This is a genomic window from Lentisphaera marina, assembly GCF_028745505.1.
GTDB lineage: Bacteria > Verrucomicrobiota > Lentisphaeria > Lentisphaerales > Lentisphaeraceae > Lentisphaera > Lentisphaera marina.
In genome coordinates this window covers 1,709,065-1,728,781 of sequence record NZ_JAQZZL010000001.1, presented here as the reverse complement: position 1 = coordinate 1,728,781, position 19,717 = coordinate 1,709,065, and the positions used below count along the sequence as shown (strand labels likewise).

Genomic DNA, 19,717 nt, shown 5'->3' with positions numbered 1-19,717 from the left:
AGCCTCGAGGAACCTTTAGCATTTAACGCAGGTATATCCCCGTTATTTTGCAAAGTTATTTCGGTAACATTCTGTGACCATTGATAAAAATGAAAATCTGAGTCTAAGTACTTATCTTTATCAATCAACTTCAGCTGAGTCACAGTTCGGCACAAATTCTTCTGAAGATGAATTTTACCCATCTCATGCATACTGCCAGAAGTATCCACAACGATATAAAGAGTATGCTTCATGGCTGGTCTACTAACTTATAAACGAATGCCTCCAATTCATCAAACAAATTTGCCCCCGACATAAGTTTTACATTCCTAGCTTCTGCTGCTTTCTGCTTAACAACAGAACTTTTAGGAGGAAAACAACATGCGAGAACTCCACGCCCTTCTATACCTCCAAAATATCGTGTAATTGATTCCAGTTTGCGAACGAATTCACCCTTTACTGAGCCTGCTTTACATTCTATCACATAAAGCCGTTTCCCATCCGTAAAGCTAATATCTAGCTCTTGATAAGTATCCCCTAGTAAATTACTTAATTGCATATTTAAACTTGATGAATTGTTTTGCTTGTTTTCTTCTTTAAATGATATTTCCATCCCTATTCGCATATCCCTAATCAAACCGGCATCGGCGAGAGGTTTTAGCTTCATGTAGGTATACTCTTCAAACCAGCCACCAGTAAGGTACCTAGCGAAATCTGGCCATTCTTTAAAACGGAACGTGCTCTCTTTCCCTGCTCTATTCTTAATAGTTATTTCTGCTTTGTGACCCTCTTTTAATGAAACAAAAATATTCTTATTATTAAATTGAAAATTACGTCCTGGATCATCGTTAAAAGGCACTAACTTCCTATATAAGCTTGCAATAGTTGAACGATGATTCCACAGTTGTTTTGTCATTGATAGTCTCGTTGGATTATCTATACCTTTAATATCTTCCCAATGACCCGCTTTAGAAATAAATAAATTATTCCCATTTAACTGGACAAATGTCTCCACCGATGAAATCAATTTTGTGTTTACAGTTTTAAAGTCATCCAGATAAACTACTTGGTTATTACGACTGTTAAAATAAAATGGCGTTGCATTGACCTTCCGACATGCGGCAAGGGATCCCGCATACATTAATTTAGTCCCGCCTGTTAAGTTGAATCCTATCTTTTTATTAGAAGGCATTTTTGAAATTTGATTCAAAATTGAGGTTCGAACATTTTCTGGGTCATATGGATCGACCTCCACTTCACCGAATTCTGCTTCACCAATAAATTGTTTCATAACATCTGCCGGAAAATGTTCAGAGTTCACAAATATATGTTTTCTACTTGAAAACTGTATTATTCCAAGCAGACTCGGCATTCGTTGTTCACCGAAGAGATGAAAAATAACATCATATTGATCAGAGTCCGAATTATTTGAACTAATCTGTCTCCCGTGCCATTCGAGCCATTCGTTTGGCAGGACAATTCTTTGCGGAGGTTTTCCTGGCTGAGACGATGCTATCAGCCGCTTTTTTAATGTCGGATATCGAAGGGCTGCGAAAGCCCATACAAAAGCCATAACAGGAGTGCCGGGACTTAAATAAAGGCTTACTTGCTTATCTCCTGCTGATTTTGCAACAGCATTAAGTGCTCTTGTTGCTGCCTCATAGATTCGCTCTGTATCATTAAGCTCTTTTAATGCTATGGGGTGAAAATGAACCTTTGTATGCTTCCCAGCTTCAGCAAGTTTTTCTTCAACCCAATTTTTAAAGTGTTCATGAGCAGCGGGTGTATTACAATTTGAATTGACAAACTCTCTTTGTTCTTCTAAAGATTCTGTATTTAGAGAATTAGATTTCTCTTGAAAGACACTTGAATTTAAAGAAGTTTTCTCTTTGTCCGTATATGCCAATACAAGTACATCTGTATAATCTTCAGCCCGTAAGGCTCCGAGAACAGGGCCTTCACTTTCTTCAAAATTAAGCGACGATCTAAAATCCGTCATTCCATACCAAGTCATTAAATATTTTTTCATGAGATCCCTCTATTTATATATGGTCTAAACCAATTCAATTGATTTGTCAAGCGGTTGCTAAATATAGCACGGTTGTCTTTTTCAAGACCTTTAAGTTTTCCTATTGATCCACTAACAAATGAGCCCGCATCATCTTCATTCATACAGAAACCTATGCGCATCTCAAAGAGCCCAAGTAGATCCTTACAAGATGAATTACAGCGTTTCCAATTTTCTACAAAAGCAATGACGAATGTGCCTTGAAGTGGCCCGTCTTCCAGGATTTGCTTCAGACTCTCTTGATATGAAGGAGGTTCATCCTTCTTCACTGACCTAAAACTCGTTGGTCCAGAGTGAAATTCCTTAATCGACTCCAGTCCGTCAATAATCACGATTCTTTTGGTCCCTTGTAATTCTCTAGATATCTCTGCCAAATTTAGCTCAGAAATACTCTCATAATTGGACAAGGACTTTTCTCCGGAACCATCAAAGTATTTCGATGCCCCCACTGGTACAACTGAACGCCCGTTAAAATAGATGATTTCATCGATGCCATTCTCAGCTTTCAAACTTTGAAGAATAGAGGCAAAAATTCCATCATGAATTGTATCGTTAAAGCCGGATATCAGTAAATTTGAAGCATGTCGGTTAACAAGATTCAGCGAGAGCGGTTCAGCCTCATAACTCAAGCTTTCCCCCAAGTAAAGTTCTACTGTTTCGTTGTTTCTCAATTTAAACCATTCAGCTCCGGGCATTTCAGGTAAACGTGAGCCATTGAAAACTCTTGTTGAGTTACAATAACCACGTTGGTCTGCGATCTGAGTGATCTTAGTGATATGGTCTTTACATAATTCTCGATTAGCAAACGGTATTAGAAACCTTATGTTTGCCGATTTTGCTCCATTAGAATTGTTGATAATTGCTTCTCCAAAGCCTTCCTCTTTGTTTGGCAATGATAGTTTCGCCGCTTCCCAGTTACTGTTGCCTAGAATCATCGCGGAATCTTCTTCACTACAGGTTAGAGCTATCCGGCAACCAATCTGGCTTATCAGTTGCCCCATTGAAAGAGACTGGATCCCTTTCAGTGTTTGAGTCGCCAGCATTACATGTATGCCATGAGACCGACCTTGTCTCAGTAATTGGGTCAACATTTTCTCTGCGGGTTCGGCCACTTGCCGCCCCTCGGAAAAGAGGATCTGAAATTCATCGATAATTAGCAGAATACGCGGTAATTCAGCTGCAGAAGATTCCCTATATTCATAAAAGTCGCGGACAGACCGGTCTTTAAATTCCTGTGCCCGTTTTTCAAGCTCATCGGTCAAATGTGCCAAAACAGTAACTCCATATTCGGGGTCACTCTCTGTAGCAACTAGTTTTGCTTGGAGAAGCGGTGGGGAAGCATACGTATTAAACTCTACTCCTTCTTTATAATCCAGCATGTAGATATTCAACTCCGAAGGTGAATAGCTATGGCAAAGGCTATGAATCATTACATGAAGTAAATTCGATTTTCCGGAGCCTGAACGTCCGGCTAAAAGTACATGATGTTCAGTATTCACACCACCGATAGAGAAAGGAACTAACTCACCACCCTCAGTCCAGCCGATCGGCACCTGTATTCCTTGAACAGTGTCGTCCCCTAAGTAATCTGAATCACTCCAGAGGTCTGTTAGACTCTTACTAAATTTTGTGCTCTGTTCATATCGCTCCGATATGGATGCCAGAAATTCCGTCAGTTCAAAATCTCCAGGCCAGAACTCCTGTTCCTCCACAACATTAATTTCAGTGACATACTTGGCCAATACCTCTGCTGGAACAATGGAATCCATTCTCTTGGAATGTTTGTCTATCGCGGTGCGCAGCCCTATGAATTTACGGTCCACCAATCGACTTTCATCAAAGGTCAAGACAGGAAGTACCCCACAGATAGGTCCGTGTTCCAAAAGACGACCAAGGTACCAGATGCTTTTGTCTGTCAACTGCTCTGGCACTCCAAAAATGAGTAGCAGTTTATATGGTATGGGATTACTACTGTTTGCTTCGTTGTAGGCGGACCAACTCTTGATTTCTCCCTTGAATTTATTCTGAAGTAGATCCTCAACATAATCCGTCAATCGAGCCAAAGTATTTTCCAGTTCATCCGACCGAGTCAGCAATCGTTGCTCAGGAAAGAGCTGTTTTACTTTCAATAGAGAACGAAACGGGGCCAGAGACGTACCCAGTCTCAGCGGATCTGCAGCGGTAATTTCAACATTACCGACCGGCATGCAGTGCAACAGTCGAAGTATTAGCTGGTGAATCAACCCTTGTCCTGTGATCAGATCAGGAAGCCATAGCGATTTCTTAAAAGGAAAAGGGATTAGTCGTGGGATATAACCTTTCCAGTTCTGATAGCTAAGAGACATACGCCCGAATGCCATAGCATCAGGAAAGTGGATTCCAGTGTTGATATTATCGCTTATCAACTCATTAAGGTGTGGTTGGCGCCGGCGGATCTTTTTACATAGATTATCAAGGTTCTTCAGGGCCGAAACCCATTCCTTCTCAAACTCCTCGTGTACCCGATGTTTTCTCTCTCTTATCTGCTCTTTTTTTGACTTGTGAGCATTTAACGCAGCGTTTCTTTTTCTGGCTCCCAAGAGTTTTGAATCATCCAATCGTTTAATTTTAGTCTGGATACTGGAAAGCTCAACTTTTAGGTTATTTTGGCGATTCTGCAAATCATTATGTCGAGAGCTGAGTTTAGCTCTTGTTTTGACTAAATCATCTTTGCCAATCTCATTCTTTTGAATCTCTCTCTGAATCCTTCCTGATTCCTCACGTTCAGCATCACCGAATACATATTTTACTATTGAAATTAAAATAGAGCGCTCCTTGATCTCACGGTCAATACGGTCCTTATCAGTTGCAAGGTCGGATATCGCTTTTTCAATCTGCTTTAAGTGATCCTCTATGCTACGGATCTCATTGTGTACTGATTGCAGATCTTTCTGCAAACCGATCTCTTTATCACGCAACGTAACCAACTCGCCTCTTTCCGCAGAGTCGCTGACAGATCTGAGAGTCCCCACAGTTTTGTCGCAATCCTGCTCCGATTGCTTCAATTCAGTTTGAAGCTGACTATAGACACCCTCTTTCTTTAAAATCGTTTTATTTAATGCTCCAATCGCATCGAACAAGCGTTTTGTCATAAGCTCGTTTTTGTTTTGGCTACTACTCATACCCAACTCATCCTATCGATTGTAATTCTTCAGTTAATTGATCAATCTCAGCGATTCGAGCCTGAAAAAGCTCTGTCATTTGCTGAAGACCCGAGATATCCTGTAAGAAAGGCTCATAAACGTCTGATACAATAGATTGACCAAACTCGTCTCTGACTGTGGAAGAAAATTTACTCATCTGCTGTGCCGTCCTATTAAATAGATCATCAAACATCGACAACCTCCTCTTCATATGGTAACTGGAGGACGACACCATCAGTTTTTAATGCCTCCACTATAAGTCCTGAAACATCGGTAAATGTTCCAGACATACCGAATGCAATAATCATCTCAAGTTGAGACTTGGTCATAATGTAGTTAGACTTAAAATCACCATCAGCTCTTATGAACTCTTCACTCAGTTGATGCCAATCGTCTTCCGACAAGGACAGGGAGAAATCGCTATCTATTAGTGTAAATAGCTCTTCTGTGAACTGATCAACGGTACTCATCTCACCTAGCTCCACAGCGTTCTGAAGCTTGGTGGAAAGATCTTGAGCCTTACTGATATATTTACTTGGTATCAAAGCGATTTTAATTTTCATGTTTTCCTCCCTTATTTGTATTAGAGCCGGTCACAATGTCCCAGCAGGCTTTGTCAATTTCATCCTTTGTTGGGAGCATTCCTATTAATGGCGACCCAGCACGCCGAAGGGCCTCACGCAACTCTTCTTCCTGCTCTGGTGTTAAATCTTTAACATCGCGTGAACAGATCGTCATTGCCGCATTGGCTTCCTGATGTCCACCAGATTGGAAAACCATGTGATCTTTCTGAGAATAAAGGTACGACGCACGCCCGCATTTCACTTCAATCGCGATAGCCCCTCCGACTGGTGCACTCATTCCTTCTCCACGGCCAAGAATAACTGGCACTTTGAGATCTTCGATAATCAAATCTGTTTTAGTAAACCTCCCGTCATCAAAGGTAGTTCTAGATTGCGTATCAACTTTATATCCGAGTGGACTAAGTGCCTGTTCTACAATTTTTTCACCACAGTATCCACTTAAGTTTTTACGAATTTTAAGTTGAACGGCATGCCTCTCAGCTGCACCATTGGCGGCTTCGAGCTGACTTCTATAATCTCTAACCCTGGCTCTAAATGCCGGGTCGCGATCAGCGAGGTACTCAAAATAGTAACGCTGCTGTTCAACAGATAGATTCAGCCTTGAATGCAGTTCTTTGATTGTAACCGGTTTATTCGTATTCGGAGCCCATTTCAACCATGAATAGAATTCTGCTGCTGGCGGGTGTGTATCGAAGTAGGCCTTGAGCGCTGTCTTTGCACTGTTCAGACGGACTTTTCCTGTTTCAAGTTGAGTCGCAGCACTGGCAAGACGGACTGCACACTCCACCTGAACTGTTTCCGTCAATTGCACCGCCATATCAAAACACTGCCGAGCCATATCATTTCTCTTATCCACCTGCATACGATAGTCTTTTGCTGCTTCCAAAACTTCCTCAGCAGCTGTAACAGCACACTCAGCGTCTGCGACCGCAGATTCTGCGGTGGCTACAGAAGCTTCTTCAAATGAACAGTTGGGCGGTTCATAGTTCCCATCAATATCATAACTCCCGCTTGCTTCACAAGTAGATAGAGACGAGTAAGCTGAACTAAGCTGATCATGAACTGCGGCGAGTCGTTCGTTAGACTTTGCTAAATACTGACCAGCCTCAACCTCGGACTCCATAGCAGTCTCAAATAGTTGAGCACTATTATAAGCCTCCTGCTGTGTTTCAGCCAATTTGTCTTCAACTAAAGTAATCTGAGTCTGACAACCGCTCTCCATAGAATCATAGGCAGACTGAAGATCCGTAATTGCCTCCTCAAGGTTCTCAACTTGTCCAACGTATACGTGCGCCATTACTTACCTCAACTCTGTAAATAATCTCTCAACCGTGAAGCCAGAGCGTGAAGATAAGGAACCTGTTCAGATGCATTAGTTTCAAAATGAGAAAGTTGCTGTACCAGCGCGTTATAATCCTCTTCAAAACTCGCACGTTTTTCATCCTGCCAGGTATCCCCGAGGGCACCAAAGCTATGATTCAAACCATTGACTGCTTCATTTAATGTGTCGATGAACTGCGTTAGGGACTGCGCAAAACGATCTAATTCATCTGGATCACCAATTGCCTGTGGCATTATTTACCTCCATTTTTTTATTTACCAGTAACCTTCATCATCGGATGAAGTTGTTGAAGTTCCCACTGTTGGAGACTTTAAGCTTTCGCCATCCAATCTAATCTCCGAAGGAACGGGTACCACGTTCGGATTCTTAGATTGTGTACGCATGGTAACCGACATGGTCACTCGCTGAAAAAACTCATGTAGTTGTCCAGCGTTTTCTGCATAAAAAAGATCATGAGGCGTACCATCAATAAAACGCTTCAGAACCGTCTCATCCGCATCACTTCCGATAGCCATTGCCATACGGTCACATTTTGAAGAACGCCCTTCGTTGACAAAGGAGTCCAAATGCTTTTCCCAACTGTCAGTAGGTTGACCATCTGAAACAAGAACGATTGTCGGACGATAGGCACGGGACGGAGTCGTCTCCTTACATTCGATCATGGCTTTGGCCATTTCCAATGCACCACCAATGGGGGTAGCGCCTGTCACTTCAAGATCTGCCCATTGTATTTGAGATGCTTTGGTAAAAGGTAAATGTAATTCAACAGGACCAAACTTAATGATAGAAACTAGGATCTCTGTTTCCATCTTCTCTTCCTGTGCAAAGGTATCCAGCATATCCGCGACAGCCTTGTTAAGGTTATCGATTTTATCACCAGACATACTGTAGCTAACATCCAAAAGAAGTACGACGGGAAGCGGCTTTGCAGATGGGGTTGTAAACTTTTTGGGATCAAACATTGATCTTCCTCCTTAAAATTAAAACATCAAAAAACTAATCTCAGAAAAAATAAATTACCTTAATTAATTCACTAAGGTACACTTCCATTCCTCCTCAATTTCAACAGATAATTTATACTAAAAAACACAACATAAGTCAAGATTGACAATCTTTTTTTTGTAAAACAAGATTTGTATACAGACCACGCATACCACCGCCGTCCAAACAAAGAACTCTATAAGGTTCCATATGTATCTCCAGTATATTTTTGTTAAAAGATACTGAGACTTAAAGCGTAAACCGTGCCAAGGATATGCGTGTGATTATATAAAAACTTAACAATGAGTTACTTACAAAAACAAAGAGGTCAATCACTGACAAATCAATAGATAAGGTTTGTTATATAATCACAAATTATTTTATAAATAACACAGAGTACAATATGGGCATCTTGGCTTATTACCCGTGCAATTCCCATGTATACAAATTAAAATATCACCGTCCCTAGCCGTGTTATACTCGTTGAGCCAGCCTTGGCTTTTATGTACATTCTCAGTATCTGGGTGGGGGTGCTTATAACTATTATTTAAACCATATGAGTAAACAAGCTGGTGTTTAGCTTGTGCAACAGGAGGATGTGGGTTGTTTTTAAAACGGGCTCCATGATGTGGGACAATTATTACTTGTAAAGTATACTTGTTGAGAAAAGGCATTACATCATATGGCGCATCTCCTGGAATCAAAACACCTTGACTTTCCTCAGGTTGAAGAACAGCTACAATCCCCGATTTATTTCTATCTGAAGAGTCAGGCAGTTTATATAGAAAAACCCCAGGCTTGTTGACACAGGTTACTGTAGAAGATGACCACTTAATCAGTCGACCTTTACTTGCTATGTTTATTGCTAATTTGGCATGACTAACTCCCAGCTTTTTCTGATCGGGCACAACCCAAGTCATTTTATAAGACTGTGGATTATAAAGAGCTGAAACCCAATGATCTTTATCCCAATGAGATAAAATAACGAGACCTTCTTCGTTAATGCTAAAATTTTTAGGAGTGCGGTAAGTACGTTTATTTGTAGTTATGCCGCCTCCGATATCAAAAAACACATCAACAGAATCTCCTCCTATTGTAGCACAACTACCTTGTCCAACATCACGTACCCATAGGCAATACTTTGAACAAAAGTCTACCTTTCCTAATGCTTCACTAATATCTTCGTGGGAAGCCTCAGCAAAGTAACTTAAAGAAAAGGTCCTTTTTAATAGCCCACCTAAACTACGTTCCCTTAAACCTTCGATACTTAGAGCCGATAAAAACTCAGGCTCCTGTTCTGGAGATTCAAGTGTATATAATTCGACTCGATTTTCACTAATTGAATCATTCAACCGAATACGAAACCACTCACCATATATTTCATTTGTACTAAAAAAGTCACGATATTGTTCCTCTGACCAAACAAGCTCAATTTGTCTTGTTGAAAGCTCTAAAATCAGCCTCTGTATATTTTGCTCTGTTCTATTGAAATCAAAATTAAGGAAATCTTTCTCTAAAATAGAATCAAAACTAATATGCCAACGCCCTTCAATTTGCGTTACTTCATCTGCAAAAGACAGGTAGGTTTGTTCACCATTACTTTTTAAGTGATTATAAGCTTGAGAGGCAATCATTTTTTTATCATCCTCATCGTTTTCTCTAGAAATCTCAAAAACGACAACATCATAACCACGTTGACGTAACTGCAAGTAAATTTCTGTGAAATGACTCCCCTCTTCATCTTTAGGGCGACAGGCAGTTACCACATAGGTGTACTTGAGAAGTTTCGAAATACGATAGTCGACATCTCTCGGAGATTCCTCAGAACTTTGTGCATACACCCCACCATCATGCCAGTGTTCTATCGTAAAGGTCCATGCACCTGCCTTTATTCCCAGTAAAGGCTTCAAGAAAAAATTAATTGTATGAGTTTTACCTACAAAGTGCTCACCACAAACAATAACGGCTTTTTTCTGCTGCCCTCCATGCTTCATGTTTTAGCCTTCCCACTCAGAATTTGCCCAAAGAATGAGATCAAGTAGGTGGTTAACTAATGCTTGAACTGTGTATTTAGTCGGAGGAAAGCAGCCTGGGTCCGGTTCATGATTACCAAATTCTGAAGTGATTGAATATGTAGTCATGCCAAGATCTTTAATGTTTTGCTTAATCTCTCCTGCTTCGCTTAAAGTTTGAAAAACTTTCTTAGGATAAAAATCTCGTCCTGTTAATGTGATTAGATCTGGCCGTTGAACACTTAAACTTTTTAGAATTGCATCCTGCAGAACGCGAACTTTGCTTAAATTAGATTGAATATTTGCTGAGCTGGTTTTGTTCATACCTTTTAGAAGAGAAAAGAGTTTTTCTCGAATTTGACCATCCAATTTACCACTGTCGAAAACATTGAAAACGTCACGGTATTTACTAATTAATTTAAGGTCTTCTAAACGTTCACCTTCTGTTCTTAGATATCCAAATAGCTCATCGTGAAACTCGTCGCCCTTATCATAAAATTTTTCCTTAGGGAATATATCCATAGCGCCTAGAATATGGCCCGACTCGCCAGATAAAACGACTCTTGGGACTCCCTCTAAATTATTGTTTAAAAAGGCTATCGCCTCAGGCAGAAAATCAGCTCGCTCAATTTCCTGATCTTCCGTTTTTAAACAGAGATAATCCAAAATAACCCCATGAAAAAATGACTCTCTGCCATGCTCATTTAATAATGCTTCAGCTGACTCTAAACTACGACATGTGTATAAATATAAAGATTCAGATGCTGCTAAATCTTTTAGAGAGGCTAAAAAATCTAAATTATCATCTATCGCTAAAATATTAAGAATTTTAGGTCTTGGGGTACTTGGCATTATCCTTCCTCCTTTTTAGGGAAAATCATTATAAATTCCGTTCCATTGACACTTGGTTTTATTTCAAGTTTAGCCTTATGAGCCTGAAGAGTTCGAGCAATATAATAGCCTCCAATACCAGTACCTTCGCTACTTTGTGATTTAACATTAATGCTCAAAAAGTCTTCTGCGGTAAAGTCTTTTGGAAAAGGTTTACCCGTATTAAAACAAGTTATCTGGACATCCTTTCCTTGATCTTCGATGTTGATCTCTATCAGATTTTCACCACCTTCTGTAAAAGCATGTGTACGTGCATTTTTAATCAGCTGATCGAAAACTTCTAAAAAAGATTCTGGGTGGATCAATAATTTAGGATCTTCTTCATTTATTAATAGTTGGTACGAGTCCCCACTATTGGTCTGCGGAAGTCGCTTCTTTAAAAAACTTCTAGTTTTTTCAACTTTAAAATCAGATTCATCAAATCTAAGTTCTAAAACTTTACGGGTAGAGTCAAGCACATTGTTCATCAAATTCATATTCTTGTGCATACGCATGATGATTTCTGTGGCAAGAGGAACTTCATCTGCCTCTCTGAGTTTTGGCCTTATAGGTTCTTGCTCTAAACCTTCTGCTTTTATAAAGCGTTCAATTAATTTAAGATCTGCACGAATAGGAGCTACTTTATTACTTAAATTATGACGAATTGTACTAACAATCTTGAACTCATGTTCTTCTTGTTTCTTTTTTGATGTCAGTTGTTCAATTCTAGCTTCATGTTTAATCTGTTCTTTCTCTATAAGTAAATCATGAAACTCAGCTAACTCTTGACTCTGAGTTGCTAAATTGGGTACAGGTATCAAAATACTATCAAATTGACTCTTGTGGATACGCGGCATTCCTGCGCCCGTAAACAGACTCCCTATCTGCTTCTTTACATCTTTATCATTTTCAAGTAAATACGCTAAATAACGAGCATTCATGACTTCTGGGTTGACTTTAAGACAGTGAACTGTATCGCTACAGTACACAGTCTCCTTATAAAGCTCGTCTACCCATACACAATGCTTCATTTGAATATCTGTGAGTACGCAATGTTTGGGGAGCTTCATGTACCGACGCCTTTCTCTGACATCTGACAAAGGAATTCCATGTAAATCTAGACTTAAATCAAGTGATTTTAAATCTCTAATATCTTTGGAGTTCACTATATACTCAGATGGGTTAAGCTTAAAACCACTAGTTGGTTTCGTCGGTATTTCGCCCAAAATTGATGCTAATGTTCTGTACTCTTTTTCTCTTAGATTAGAATGGAGTTTATAAATCGATAAATCTAAAGCTTTATCCAAACCAGATTCTAGTAATTCAAACCTGTTTAAATACATTGTACACAAACTGCCACAGGAGGTGTTATAGTCGACCACCGTCTGCTGAAAATCTGCCACTGTATGACAGTTAGTCACCTGTACCAAATCCTCTTTCACAGAGGGCTTATTCTTGTTAATTATCAACATTACTGTCGGAATAGATGTATTGGGAAAAATTTTCGGTGGCAAAGTAATCATTGCTTCCAATAGATCCATTTCTAAAAGGTAGTTTATGTATTTGCGGTCAGGAATAGACCTAATAGTCCCCTGTCTCAAAACAATTGCCATACGGCTTTTTGTGGATGAAAGCATTTTATCTAAAATGCTAAACTCTAAATGCTTATTAATAGGCCTAAAAGGAAAAAAAGTTTCTCCAAATTCCAGTGTTTCACGTTGGAAATTATTTAAACGTAAGGAAAAAGGTGGTATTGAAAAAGCTAGATCATAATGATTACTCGGCAAACAGGTAGTGGTTACATCTTCTGTTTGAATATCGTACTTATAGAGGCTCAAAAAACTCATTAACGCACGAGAGACATTCGCCGTGGCTACATTTATTTCTGTAGCATCTAAATAGATATCAGCATTATGTTTGATCTGTGATTGAATATAGAAACTGGCCAACCCTGAAGCTGGGTTAAATAGCCTCTCTCTACTCTTTGGGTCTAATATCTTTACAGCTAGTTCAACTACTAAAGGAGGAGAAATGCTGTTCCAAAATTGTGAACTCGTGCGCTGATTCTCTACCAGTTTTATAAAAAATTTATATAATTCTTCTCGGGGGATACTGCTTATGCTCACAGTATCCAACATATAAATAGTATGACGATAAATATGATTTGTTTTAAACAGATATTCTATATCTAAATCGACATCACTATCCCTACTCCATACAGCAGCAAGATCGCGTATATCACGTTCATCAAGTTCTCCAAAAATCACATTTGTACACAACCTGTCGTTCCAGATAGAATCTTCATAAAACTTACGCATAGCAAGTAAATATATGAGTAAAGATACATAATCATCGCTTTTAATCACGCCACGATATTCCTCAAATATTTGAAAACTGATCTTCTCCAAGTATTTGATATTAGAAACTGCAGCTAAATTACCTAGGCGCTCTTTCTCTTTTTGAATAATGATACTGTACTCACTCTCGTTCATCTCCTTTATAACTCTCCTTTGAAGGCTCTTTGGCTTAGGGCATTGAAGCTTTCATTGAGCTTATCGAGGCTTTGCTGTAGTTTGATTTTTTGCTCTTCGATTTTTGTTGCTATTTCTGCAAATTTAGTTTGGAGAGCAAAGGAAGGTAGCATTAAGGGCAAGTCTTTTTGTTTGGTTATGCCCACATAAACTCTAGTAGATTGCTTACCAACTTTGTGTAATAATTGTTGAAAGTAATTTGATTCAAAATAAGCTTTCAGATAATGCTCTTTAATCTTACTATTATTCAACCTGTAATAAGTTGTTTGAGGGCTAAATATGTATGTATCGTATGTTTCATCGAGAATGGCAGATAAACCAACAGTACCTTTATGTGAAAGTAAAACGTCGTAGGGTTTAGCAAAACCAATTCTTAATCTGGTTAGCCACGATTCATCGAGGTAGTAACATTTTTCATAGTCTATTTTTCCATCCTTAATAACATTTGCTGCAATAAAGGGTAGGCCTTCAATTGTAAAGTCGACAACTTTTGGGTGACGATTACCATGATTTCCATCTTGTACTTCTAAGATGTAACCTTTTTTCATCCAGTCTTTTACTTGTTTTACTTCCCAACCTTTCGGGTTGGTGACGGGGTCGCCGAACATGTCGATGAAGGTGGCTTTGAGGAAGTCGTCGCAGAGGTCGAGGGCCTTTTTTTGCTTACGTCGCAAAGCATCTGCCTTGTCAAGAATTGCGGCGATGCGCTTCTGCTCATCTAAAGTTGAAGGAAGTGGAATAAATGAATTCTTCACAATTTTATCTGACACTGCTGGATAATTAGCTCCTGATGTATTTCTGCACATATCATTAACAAAACTTGTACTTCTAACCCAATAATATAAATATTTAGCATCCAAGTCACTATTCGGCCGTAGAACAGAATAGCCAGTGGAAGCTGTAGCTCCATCAAAGTTAATATTATGTGCTACTCCATTCAAATTTGGTCTGACAGTTGAGACTATAACGTCATCATAATTGATTAATTGTTTAGCTCGACTTGGAGCTTGATGAGCTAAAACTTTAGTCGGGGCAGTAATTGTTTTGCTAACTCTATCTACAGATGCAATATCTATATAATCGATAAGTTTGTTTGTCTCACATTTACGTGGATCCCACTTCTGAACCGGTTTTACTAGAGATCCTATTTTTTTTAAATTCATCCCAACATACCTTCGAGCTCATTGAGTTCAGAAACAATTTCACTTTGTAAAGTTTTTAGCTCGTTTAAAATTTTACGAGGGTCACCATATTCAATTTCTTCGTACTCAACTGCCTGGTACTGAGAAAAAGATAAATCGTATTTCTTTTTACGGATTTCCTCTGCAGCAACATAAAAGTATTTAGCTTGACGATCAGACTCAGCTTTAGGATCGCGCTTGGCCCATTGCTCGAGTAAATCAGGAAGATCGTTGTCGTCAACCTCAGTTCTTTTATCATCTAAGGATAAGCCATCCGCTTCGACATTGTAGAACCAGACCTTGTCAGTACGACCACCCTTGGAGAAAATGAGAATATCCGTATTTACCCCAGCGTAAGGCTTAAAGACACCTGAGGGGAGAGAAATCACAGCTTCGAGCTGATTCTCATCAATGAGTGCCTGACGAACCCCTACATGAGCTCGTGAAGAACCAAAAGAAACACCAGAGGGCACGACCACGGCAGCACGTCCACCCGTTTCGAGCATCCGTAGGATAAGTAAGAGAAAGAGTAATTCGGTCTTCTTAGTCTTTACTTTTGTTTTTAAACTTGAGTGAATACTTTCATCATCGAGGCTGCCTTTGAATGGTGGATTGGCTAAAATCACCTGGAAGTGCTCACTGGCTTCAAGTGGATAACGGTCAGTAAAGCTTTGAGCAAGACTATCCTGATAATTGATACAAGATTTATCATTCGCTGGTTCAATACCGTGCAACATCAAATTCATTGAAGCAATGCGCAACATAGTGGAGTCAAAATCAAAACCACGGAACATATCGTTATTTATATGCTCACGATAAGGTTCAAGTTGGTCGCCAGTATAGACTTTGTATTTATTGCCTTCCTCATCGACTTCTTCTATCACCTGCTCTGGAGATGTATATTTTTCTGTGAGGTACTCCATAGAAGACGCCAGAAATCCTGATGTGCCGCAAGCTGGATCACAAATCGTTTCGTAGGGCTTGGGATCTACTAATTTAACCATCGTTTGAATAATGTGACGTGGTGTACGAAACTGGCCATTAATACCTGCCGTCGTCAGCTTAGATAAAAGGTGTTCGTATAGATTCCCCTTTGTATCGTCCTGATCCAGTGGCAACTTATCTATAGCCTCCACAGCTTCTGCCAAGAGAGTTGCCTTTGGAATAGAAAATTGTGCATCTTTTAAAGTTGCTCCCAAAGAAGTTTTGTTCGCAAGTTCTTCTTGGAAGAAAGGAAAAACTTCGTCACGTACGACTTTGAGCATGGCCTCGCCACCAAGGTGTTTGAATTGCGACCAACGCAAACCTTGCTGGTTTTCATCAAAAATACGGTTTTTAAACTCTGTCCCGAGCCTTCGATGCTTACGCTCCTGAGAGCTTTCCTTCATGTCCAGTAATCGAGCGAACATAAGGTAAGAAATTTGCTCAATCACCGTCATGGGATTGGCAATACCGCCGGTCCAGAATTTTTCCCAGAGGTTGTCGATTTTATTTTTTAATTGACCTGTAATCATTTTGTTATCCTTTTAAAATTTGTGTATTGCTGCCTGTGCTTATGTTGGGGCATGGCTAATTTTTTATTCATCAGCCTGCATCCGCAGCTTTAAATTCTGAGTTTTGTATGAGCTCAAGCAAATCGTCAATCTGCTCTTCTCTTTTGAAAATGCCGTCAATTCCTTCGTTATTGAGGACAGTAAAGGGTTTTTCCCATAGTTTGTTAATTTTTATCGCTCCATGCTCGGCAATGTATTGCTGAAGCATATCCAAGAAGCGAACTTGGTGGGCGTTTAAACTTGGGTATTTTTCGATAAAGTTAGAAAAGAGCTCTTCTACTTTTTCGCGATTAACACCAATGACCTGACGAATAGCCAAATCGAGGCGATGGGCATCATTTGGAAATTGAATCAATAGACGGTCTAATCTCAAACTAGGATCACGAGATTGTACCTTCTGAGTTAAAGCAATGAGTTCTTCCATGTCTACAGCCTGGCCATTTCTAATCTTTTTGAGCGCAGGTGAATTATCGAATAAATCATCTAGAACTGATTTAACTCGATTCCTATAAGCGGCTTCTTCTAAGCCTTCGAGTTTTGGAAAGTGTTCTTCTATCTCGACTTCACTGTCTCGAACGTTTATAAACTTATTTGGATCAGGCGTTCTACGAGCTTTTGCAGAAAGATGCATAATAGCTCTTAAATCTTTACGCACTTCTTCGAGTTGAGTTATGGTCACTGAATCCCAAAAAGCTGTGTCTTTAACTTTGTTAATGGTCTCAATTCTCTCTTCAACCTGACTCAAGTTCACCTTGAGTAAGCTTACTGACTCAATGAGCTTCTGCTTCAAGTCTTCGAAACTGGCTGATTTTAACAAGAGCTCCTTTTGTAATTCTGCTATGAGTAGATCTAAGCGGTAAGCAGTTTCTTTGAGGCTAATTTTACGCCATTGCATAAGTGGAGCCATATCACCTAAGAGGAGTGACTGAGTTGCAGGAGTAAAATCCTGAAGAACACCTTCTTTCTGTAAATGTTTTTTCTCTGCCCATTTTTCGCGAACGGGTATGGTCTTCTCCGGTAAATCGGCTAAGTCCAGTTCAATGAGTTCACGCATGAGACGGAAACATGTAGGGTCTTGTTTTTTAAGCGCTGTTTGCGCAAGTTCTACACGAGCTTCAAATAAACGCTGCAGTAAAGGCTTGCTTTGAGCGGGTTCTTTTTCTTCGTATTCGCTTTCGAAGTACTCAAAATTACCCCAGTGATCAAAGATTTGGAAGTGAGTTTTATCTTGGCCCGGACCAAAAAGCTCGGGACACAACCTGGTTCCTCGGCCAATCATCTGCCAGAACTTTGCATAGGATTTAACGGGTTTAGCAAAAACTAAATTTACGACTTCGGGAACATCAATACCCGTATCCATCATATCAATGGAAATAGCGATCTTCATCTCGCTTTGTGGGTCTTTGAAAGCATTGATAAGACTTTCTGAGCGAGGATTTTTATTAGAAATCACATCACAAAACAGGCCTCCGTATTGAGGGTATTCTTCCAAAAATATTTCATTAAGAAAATCTGCATGTGCTGTATTTCTTGCAAAGATAATAGTTTTCCCTAGGCTTGTACCGTCGGCATTGCGAATTCCGTTCTCCATTAGGTTACGAAGAATCTTTGCATCCGTATCACGGTTGAAGACTTTTTTACTGACTTGTTCTTTCGTGTAATCGATCTCCTCTGAATCAACTTCCTGTTCGTCGAGTTGATCTTTTGCTTCCTGGCTTAACTGACTATATTTAATGCCTTCACGAAGAAATTTGGTCGTGTGTTTCATAACCTTGTAGGGCACGAGATAAGGAGGCTTATTATTTACGGCTTCTTCATAGGAGTAAGAGAAAGTTGGATCGCTTTCTTCACAACCGAAAAGTTTATAAGTGTTACGTTGGATAAAGTTCACAGGTGTCGCAGTTAACCCCAAACGCAGCGCATCGAAATACACAAACAACTCACGGTAGGTATTGTAAATAGAACGATGAGATTCGTCTGAGATAATCAGATCAAAAAAGCCAACGTCAAAATTAGTATAACAGTTCATCATCCCTGGGTAGGTTGAAAAATAAATCCGTTTATCTAGATCTTCGTAACTACTCTTTTTTAAGAGTATTCGTGGCTCACCAGGTAAATGCTCAGAAAAGTTATCATGGGCTTGCTTACGGAGTTCTTTACGATCGCAGAGAAAAAGAATGCGTTTGGCTCGTCCAGCTCGTATTAACATTTCGCAAAGAGCTATAGAAACCCGTGTTTTCCCAGACCCTGTAGCTTGTACGATAAGCGCTGAACGAAAGTTATCTTGGTAACGTTCAAAAACACGCTTAATTGCCTCTATCTGATACATGCGCCCAGCAATATTCTTATTCGGTAGAAGTTCATTAAGATTTTTCTGAAGCTTTGTACGTTGATAAACTCTTTGGAGTGAATCTTTAGAATAGTAGCCAAAAACCGGTCTTTCACCTTCTCCTTTTGCGTCATCCCAAAAATATATGTCGTAGCCGTTTGTAAAGAAAATTATAGGTCGATGACCAGTCATTTTCTCTAAGCCTTCAGCATAATGATAGGCTTGTGTTTTTCCTTTCTTCGCATTCACTGATGTACGTTTAGCTTCAACTACTGCGAGCGGTGTACCGTCATCATTCCAGAGAACATAATCTACGTAACCATCGCCAGTCTCTGTAGGTTGATGAAGTACGGGAACCTCTATTCCTACTTGGTCTGGATCGTTAACATCCCAACCAGCAGCCATAAGCTCTTGATCAATGATATATTTACGAGTTTCGGCTTCACTAAAACCTAGTTCATTACTAACTCTATGCGAACTTTCCTTGATCTCTTTAAGTTCAGCATCCGTTTTATTTAATTCTACTGCCTTAGCTCGAGCACGTTCTAATTCCTTAAGTGTGCTATTGAGTAGCTCTTCTTTCTTTTTGAGTTCTTCTTTGAGTTGCTTCTGCTCACGACTCAACTTTGTTTCTTTGTTGTCTGAAGGAATCAGAGCTTTATAAACGGGTATATCTTCCTGTGCTCCATTTGCTAAAGCTAGAAAATAATATTTAGCTATATCAAAACTCTCTTTAACGAGCCAACTTGCGACTCCCGGAGTAATCTTTTTTGTCTCTCCATGAGCTGCTTGATTACCATATTTACGTATGGCGTCAATCTTCAGCAAAACGACACGGTCTGTTACGTTTATAAATGCACTTTCATGTAGAAGGTCATTGAGACTTGCTCGAAAGGGCTTGGCTAAGCCATTAAAATCATATATATCGAATACCACAAGTTCTATAAATGACCGAAGCTTCACCAAGCTACTTGCGGGATCCGTAAAAGTATAGTATTCCGCAAAGCCTGCTAAGTCAGCGAGCTCTTGGCGAGACGATCGAATAAATTCAAAGTTTTTCGAGTCCATAATGTCAATTTCATAATTCATGCCAGAGCTTAGAGAA

The 19,717-nt window shown here is 39.7% G+C and carries 13 protein-coding genes; all 13 read right to left on the bottom strand.

Annotated features, from left to right (window positions below; genetic code table 11):
• Positions 1–229: 229 nt before the first annotated feature.
• A complete protein-coding gene (locus PQO01_RS07070; RefSeq protein ID WP_274313327.1) occupies positions 230–2,008 on the bottom strand; it encodes a Card1-like endonuclease domain-containing protein in 1,779 nt (592 codons plus the stop codon).
• Positions 2,005–5,208: an FtsK/SpoIIIE domain-containing protein gene (locus PQO01_RS07065; protein WP_274313326.1), complete on the bottom strand. Its 3,204-nt coding sequence runs from the start codon at positions 5,206–5,208 to the stop codon at positions 2,005–2,007. The genes PQO01_RS07070 and PQO01_RS07065 overlap by 4 nt, the downstream gene beginning before the upstream one ends.
• Positions 5,209–5,215: 7 nt before the next feature.
• A complete protein-coding gene (locus tag PQO01_RS07060; protein ID WP_274313325.1) occupies positions 5,216–5,422 on the bottom strand; it encodes a hypothetical protein in 207 nt (68 codons plus the stop codon).
• On the bottom strand, positions 5,415–5,792 hold the full coding sequence (locus tag PQO01_RS07055) for a hypothetical protein (RefSeq protein WP_274313324.1): 378 nt from the start codon (positions 5,790–5,792) through the stop codon (positions 5,415–5,417). The genes PQO01_RS07060 and PQO01_RS07055 overlap by 8 nt, the downstream gene beginning before the upstream one ends.
• The gene (locus tag PQO01_RS07050; RefSeq protein ID WP_274313323.1) at positions 5,782–7,110 is read right to left on the bottom strand and encodes a hypothetical protein; all 1,329 of its coding nucleotides are present in this window, start codon (positions 7,108–7,110) and stop codon (positions 5,782–5,784) included. Before PQO01_RS07050 ends, PQO01_RS07055 begins: the two co-directional genes overlap by 11 nt.
• Positions 7,111–7,118: 8 nt before the next feature.
• Positions 7,119–7,388 (bottom strand): WXG100 family type VII secretion target, encoded by a 270-nt coding sequence (locus PQO01_RS07045; RefSeq protein WP_274313322.1) that lies wholly within the window; start codon positions 7,386–7,388, stop codon positions 7,119–7,121.
• A 21-nt stretch (positions 7,389–7,409) separates the two neighbouring features.
• Entirely contained in the window at positions 7,410–8,117 is a 708-nt protein-coding gene (locus PQO01_RS07040) for a vWA domain-containing protein (protein WP_274313321.1), read from the bottom strand.
• 399 nt (positions 8,118–8,516) lie between these two features.
• On the bottom strand, positions 8,517–10,130 hold the full coding sequence (locus PQO01_RS07035) for a ComEC/Rec2 family competence protein (RefSeq protein ID WP_274313320.1): 1,614 nt from the start codon (positions 10,128–10,130) through the stop codon (positions 8,517–8,519).
• 3 nt (positions 10,131–10,133) lie between these two features.
• Entirely contained in the window at positions 10,134–11,000 is an 867-nt protein-coding gene (locus tag PQO01_RS07030) for a hypothetical protein (protein ID WP_274313319.1), read from the bottom strand.
• Positions 11,000–13,510: an N-6 DNA methylase gene (locus tag PQO01_RS07025; protein WP_274313318.1), complete on the bottom strand. Its 2,511-nt coding sequence runs from the start codon at positions 13,508–13,510 to the stop codon at positions 11,000–11,002. Before PQO01_RS07025 ends, PQO01_RS07030 begins: the two co-directional genes overlap by 1 nt.
• A 5-nt stretch (positions 13,511–13,515) precedes the next feature.
• A complete protein-coding gene (locus PQO01_RS07020; protein ID WP_274313317.1) occupies positions 13,516–14,712 on the bottom strand; it encodes a restriction endonuclease subunit S in 1,197 nt (398 codons plus the stop codon).
• Positions 14,709–16,244 carry a type I restriction-modification system subunit M gene (locus PQO01_RS07015; protein ID WP_274313316.1) on the bottom strand — a complete coding sequence of 512 codons (1,536 nt, stop codon included), beginning with the start codon at positions 16,242–16,244 and terminating at the stop codon, positions 14,709–14,711. Before PQO01_RS07015 ends, PQO01_RS07020 begins: the two co-directional genes overlap by 4 nt.
• Before the next feature lie 70 nt (positions 16,245–16,314).
• A complete protein-coding gene (locus PQO01_RS07010) occupies positions 16,315–19,701 on the bottom strand; it encodes a DEAD/DEAH box helicase family protein (RefSeq protein ID WP_274313315.1) in 3,387 nt (1,128 codons plus the stop codon).
• Between the last annotated feature and the right edge of the window lie 16 nt (positions 19,702–19,717).

What these genes read in the sequence shown, in the direction of transcription:
- PQO01_RS07070 (WP_274313327.1), bottom strand. Translation starts at nt 2,008, where the DNA reads ATGAAAAAATATTTAATGACTTGGTATGGAATGACGGATTTTAGATCG.
- PQO01_RS07065 (WP_274313326.1), bottom strand. Translation starts at nt 5,208, where the DNA reads ATGAGTAGTAGCCAAAACAAAAACGAGCTTATGACAAAACGCTTGTTC.
- PQO01_RS07060 (WP_274313325.1), bottom strand. Translation starts at nt 5,422, where the DNA reads ATGTTTGATGATCTATTTAATAGGACGGCACAGCAGATGAGTAAATTT.
- PQO01_RS07055 (WP_274313324.1), bottom strand. Translation starts at nt 5,792, where the DNA reads ATGAAAATTAAAATCGCTTTGATACCAAGTAAATATATCAGTAAGGCT.
- PQO01_RS07050 (WP_274313323.1), bottom strand. Translation starts at nt 7,110, where the DNA reads ATGGCGCACGTATACGTTGGACAAGTTGAGAACCTTGAGGAGGCAATT.
- PQO01_RS07045 (WP_274313322.1), bottom strand. Translation starts at nt 7,388, where the DNA reads ATGCCACAGGCAATTGGTGATCCAGATGAATTAGATCGTTTTGCGCAG.
- PQO01_RS07040 (WP_274313321.1), bottom strand. Translation starts at nt 8,117, where the DNA reads ATGTTTGATCCCAAAAAGTTTACAACCCCATCTGCAAAGCCGCTTCCC.
- PQO01_RS07035 (WP_274313320.1), bottom strand. Translation starts at nt 10,130, where the DNA reads ATGAAGCATGGAGGGCAGCAGAAAAAAGCCGTTATTGTTTGTGGTGAG.
- PQO01_RS07030 (WP_274313319.1), bottom strand. Translation starts at nt 11,000, where the DNA reads ATGCCAAGTACCCCAAGACCTAAAATTCTTAATATTTTAGCGATAGAT.
- PQO01_RS07025 (WP_274313318.1), bottom strand. Translation starts at nt 13,510, where the DNA reads ATGAACGAGAGTGAGTACAGTATCATTATTCAAAAAGAGAAAGAGCGC.
- PQO01_RS07020 (WP_274313317.1), bottom strand. Translation starts at nt 14,712, where the DNA reads ATGAATTTAAAAAAAATAGGATCTCTAGTAAAACCGGTTCAGAAGTGG.
- PQO01_RS07015 (WP_274313316.1), bottom strand. Translation starts at nt 16,244, where the DNA reads ATGATTACAGGTCAATTAAAAAATAAAATCGACAACCTCTGGGAAAAA.
- PQO01_RS07010 (WP_274313315.1), bottom strand. Translation starts at nt 19,701, where the DNA reads ATGAATTATGAAATTGACATTATGGACTCGAAAAACTTTGAATTTATT.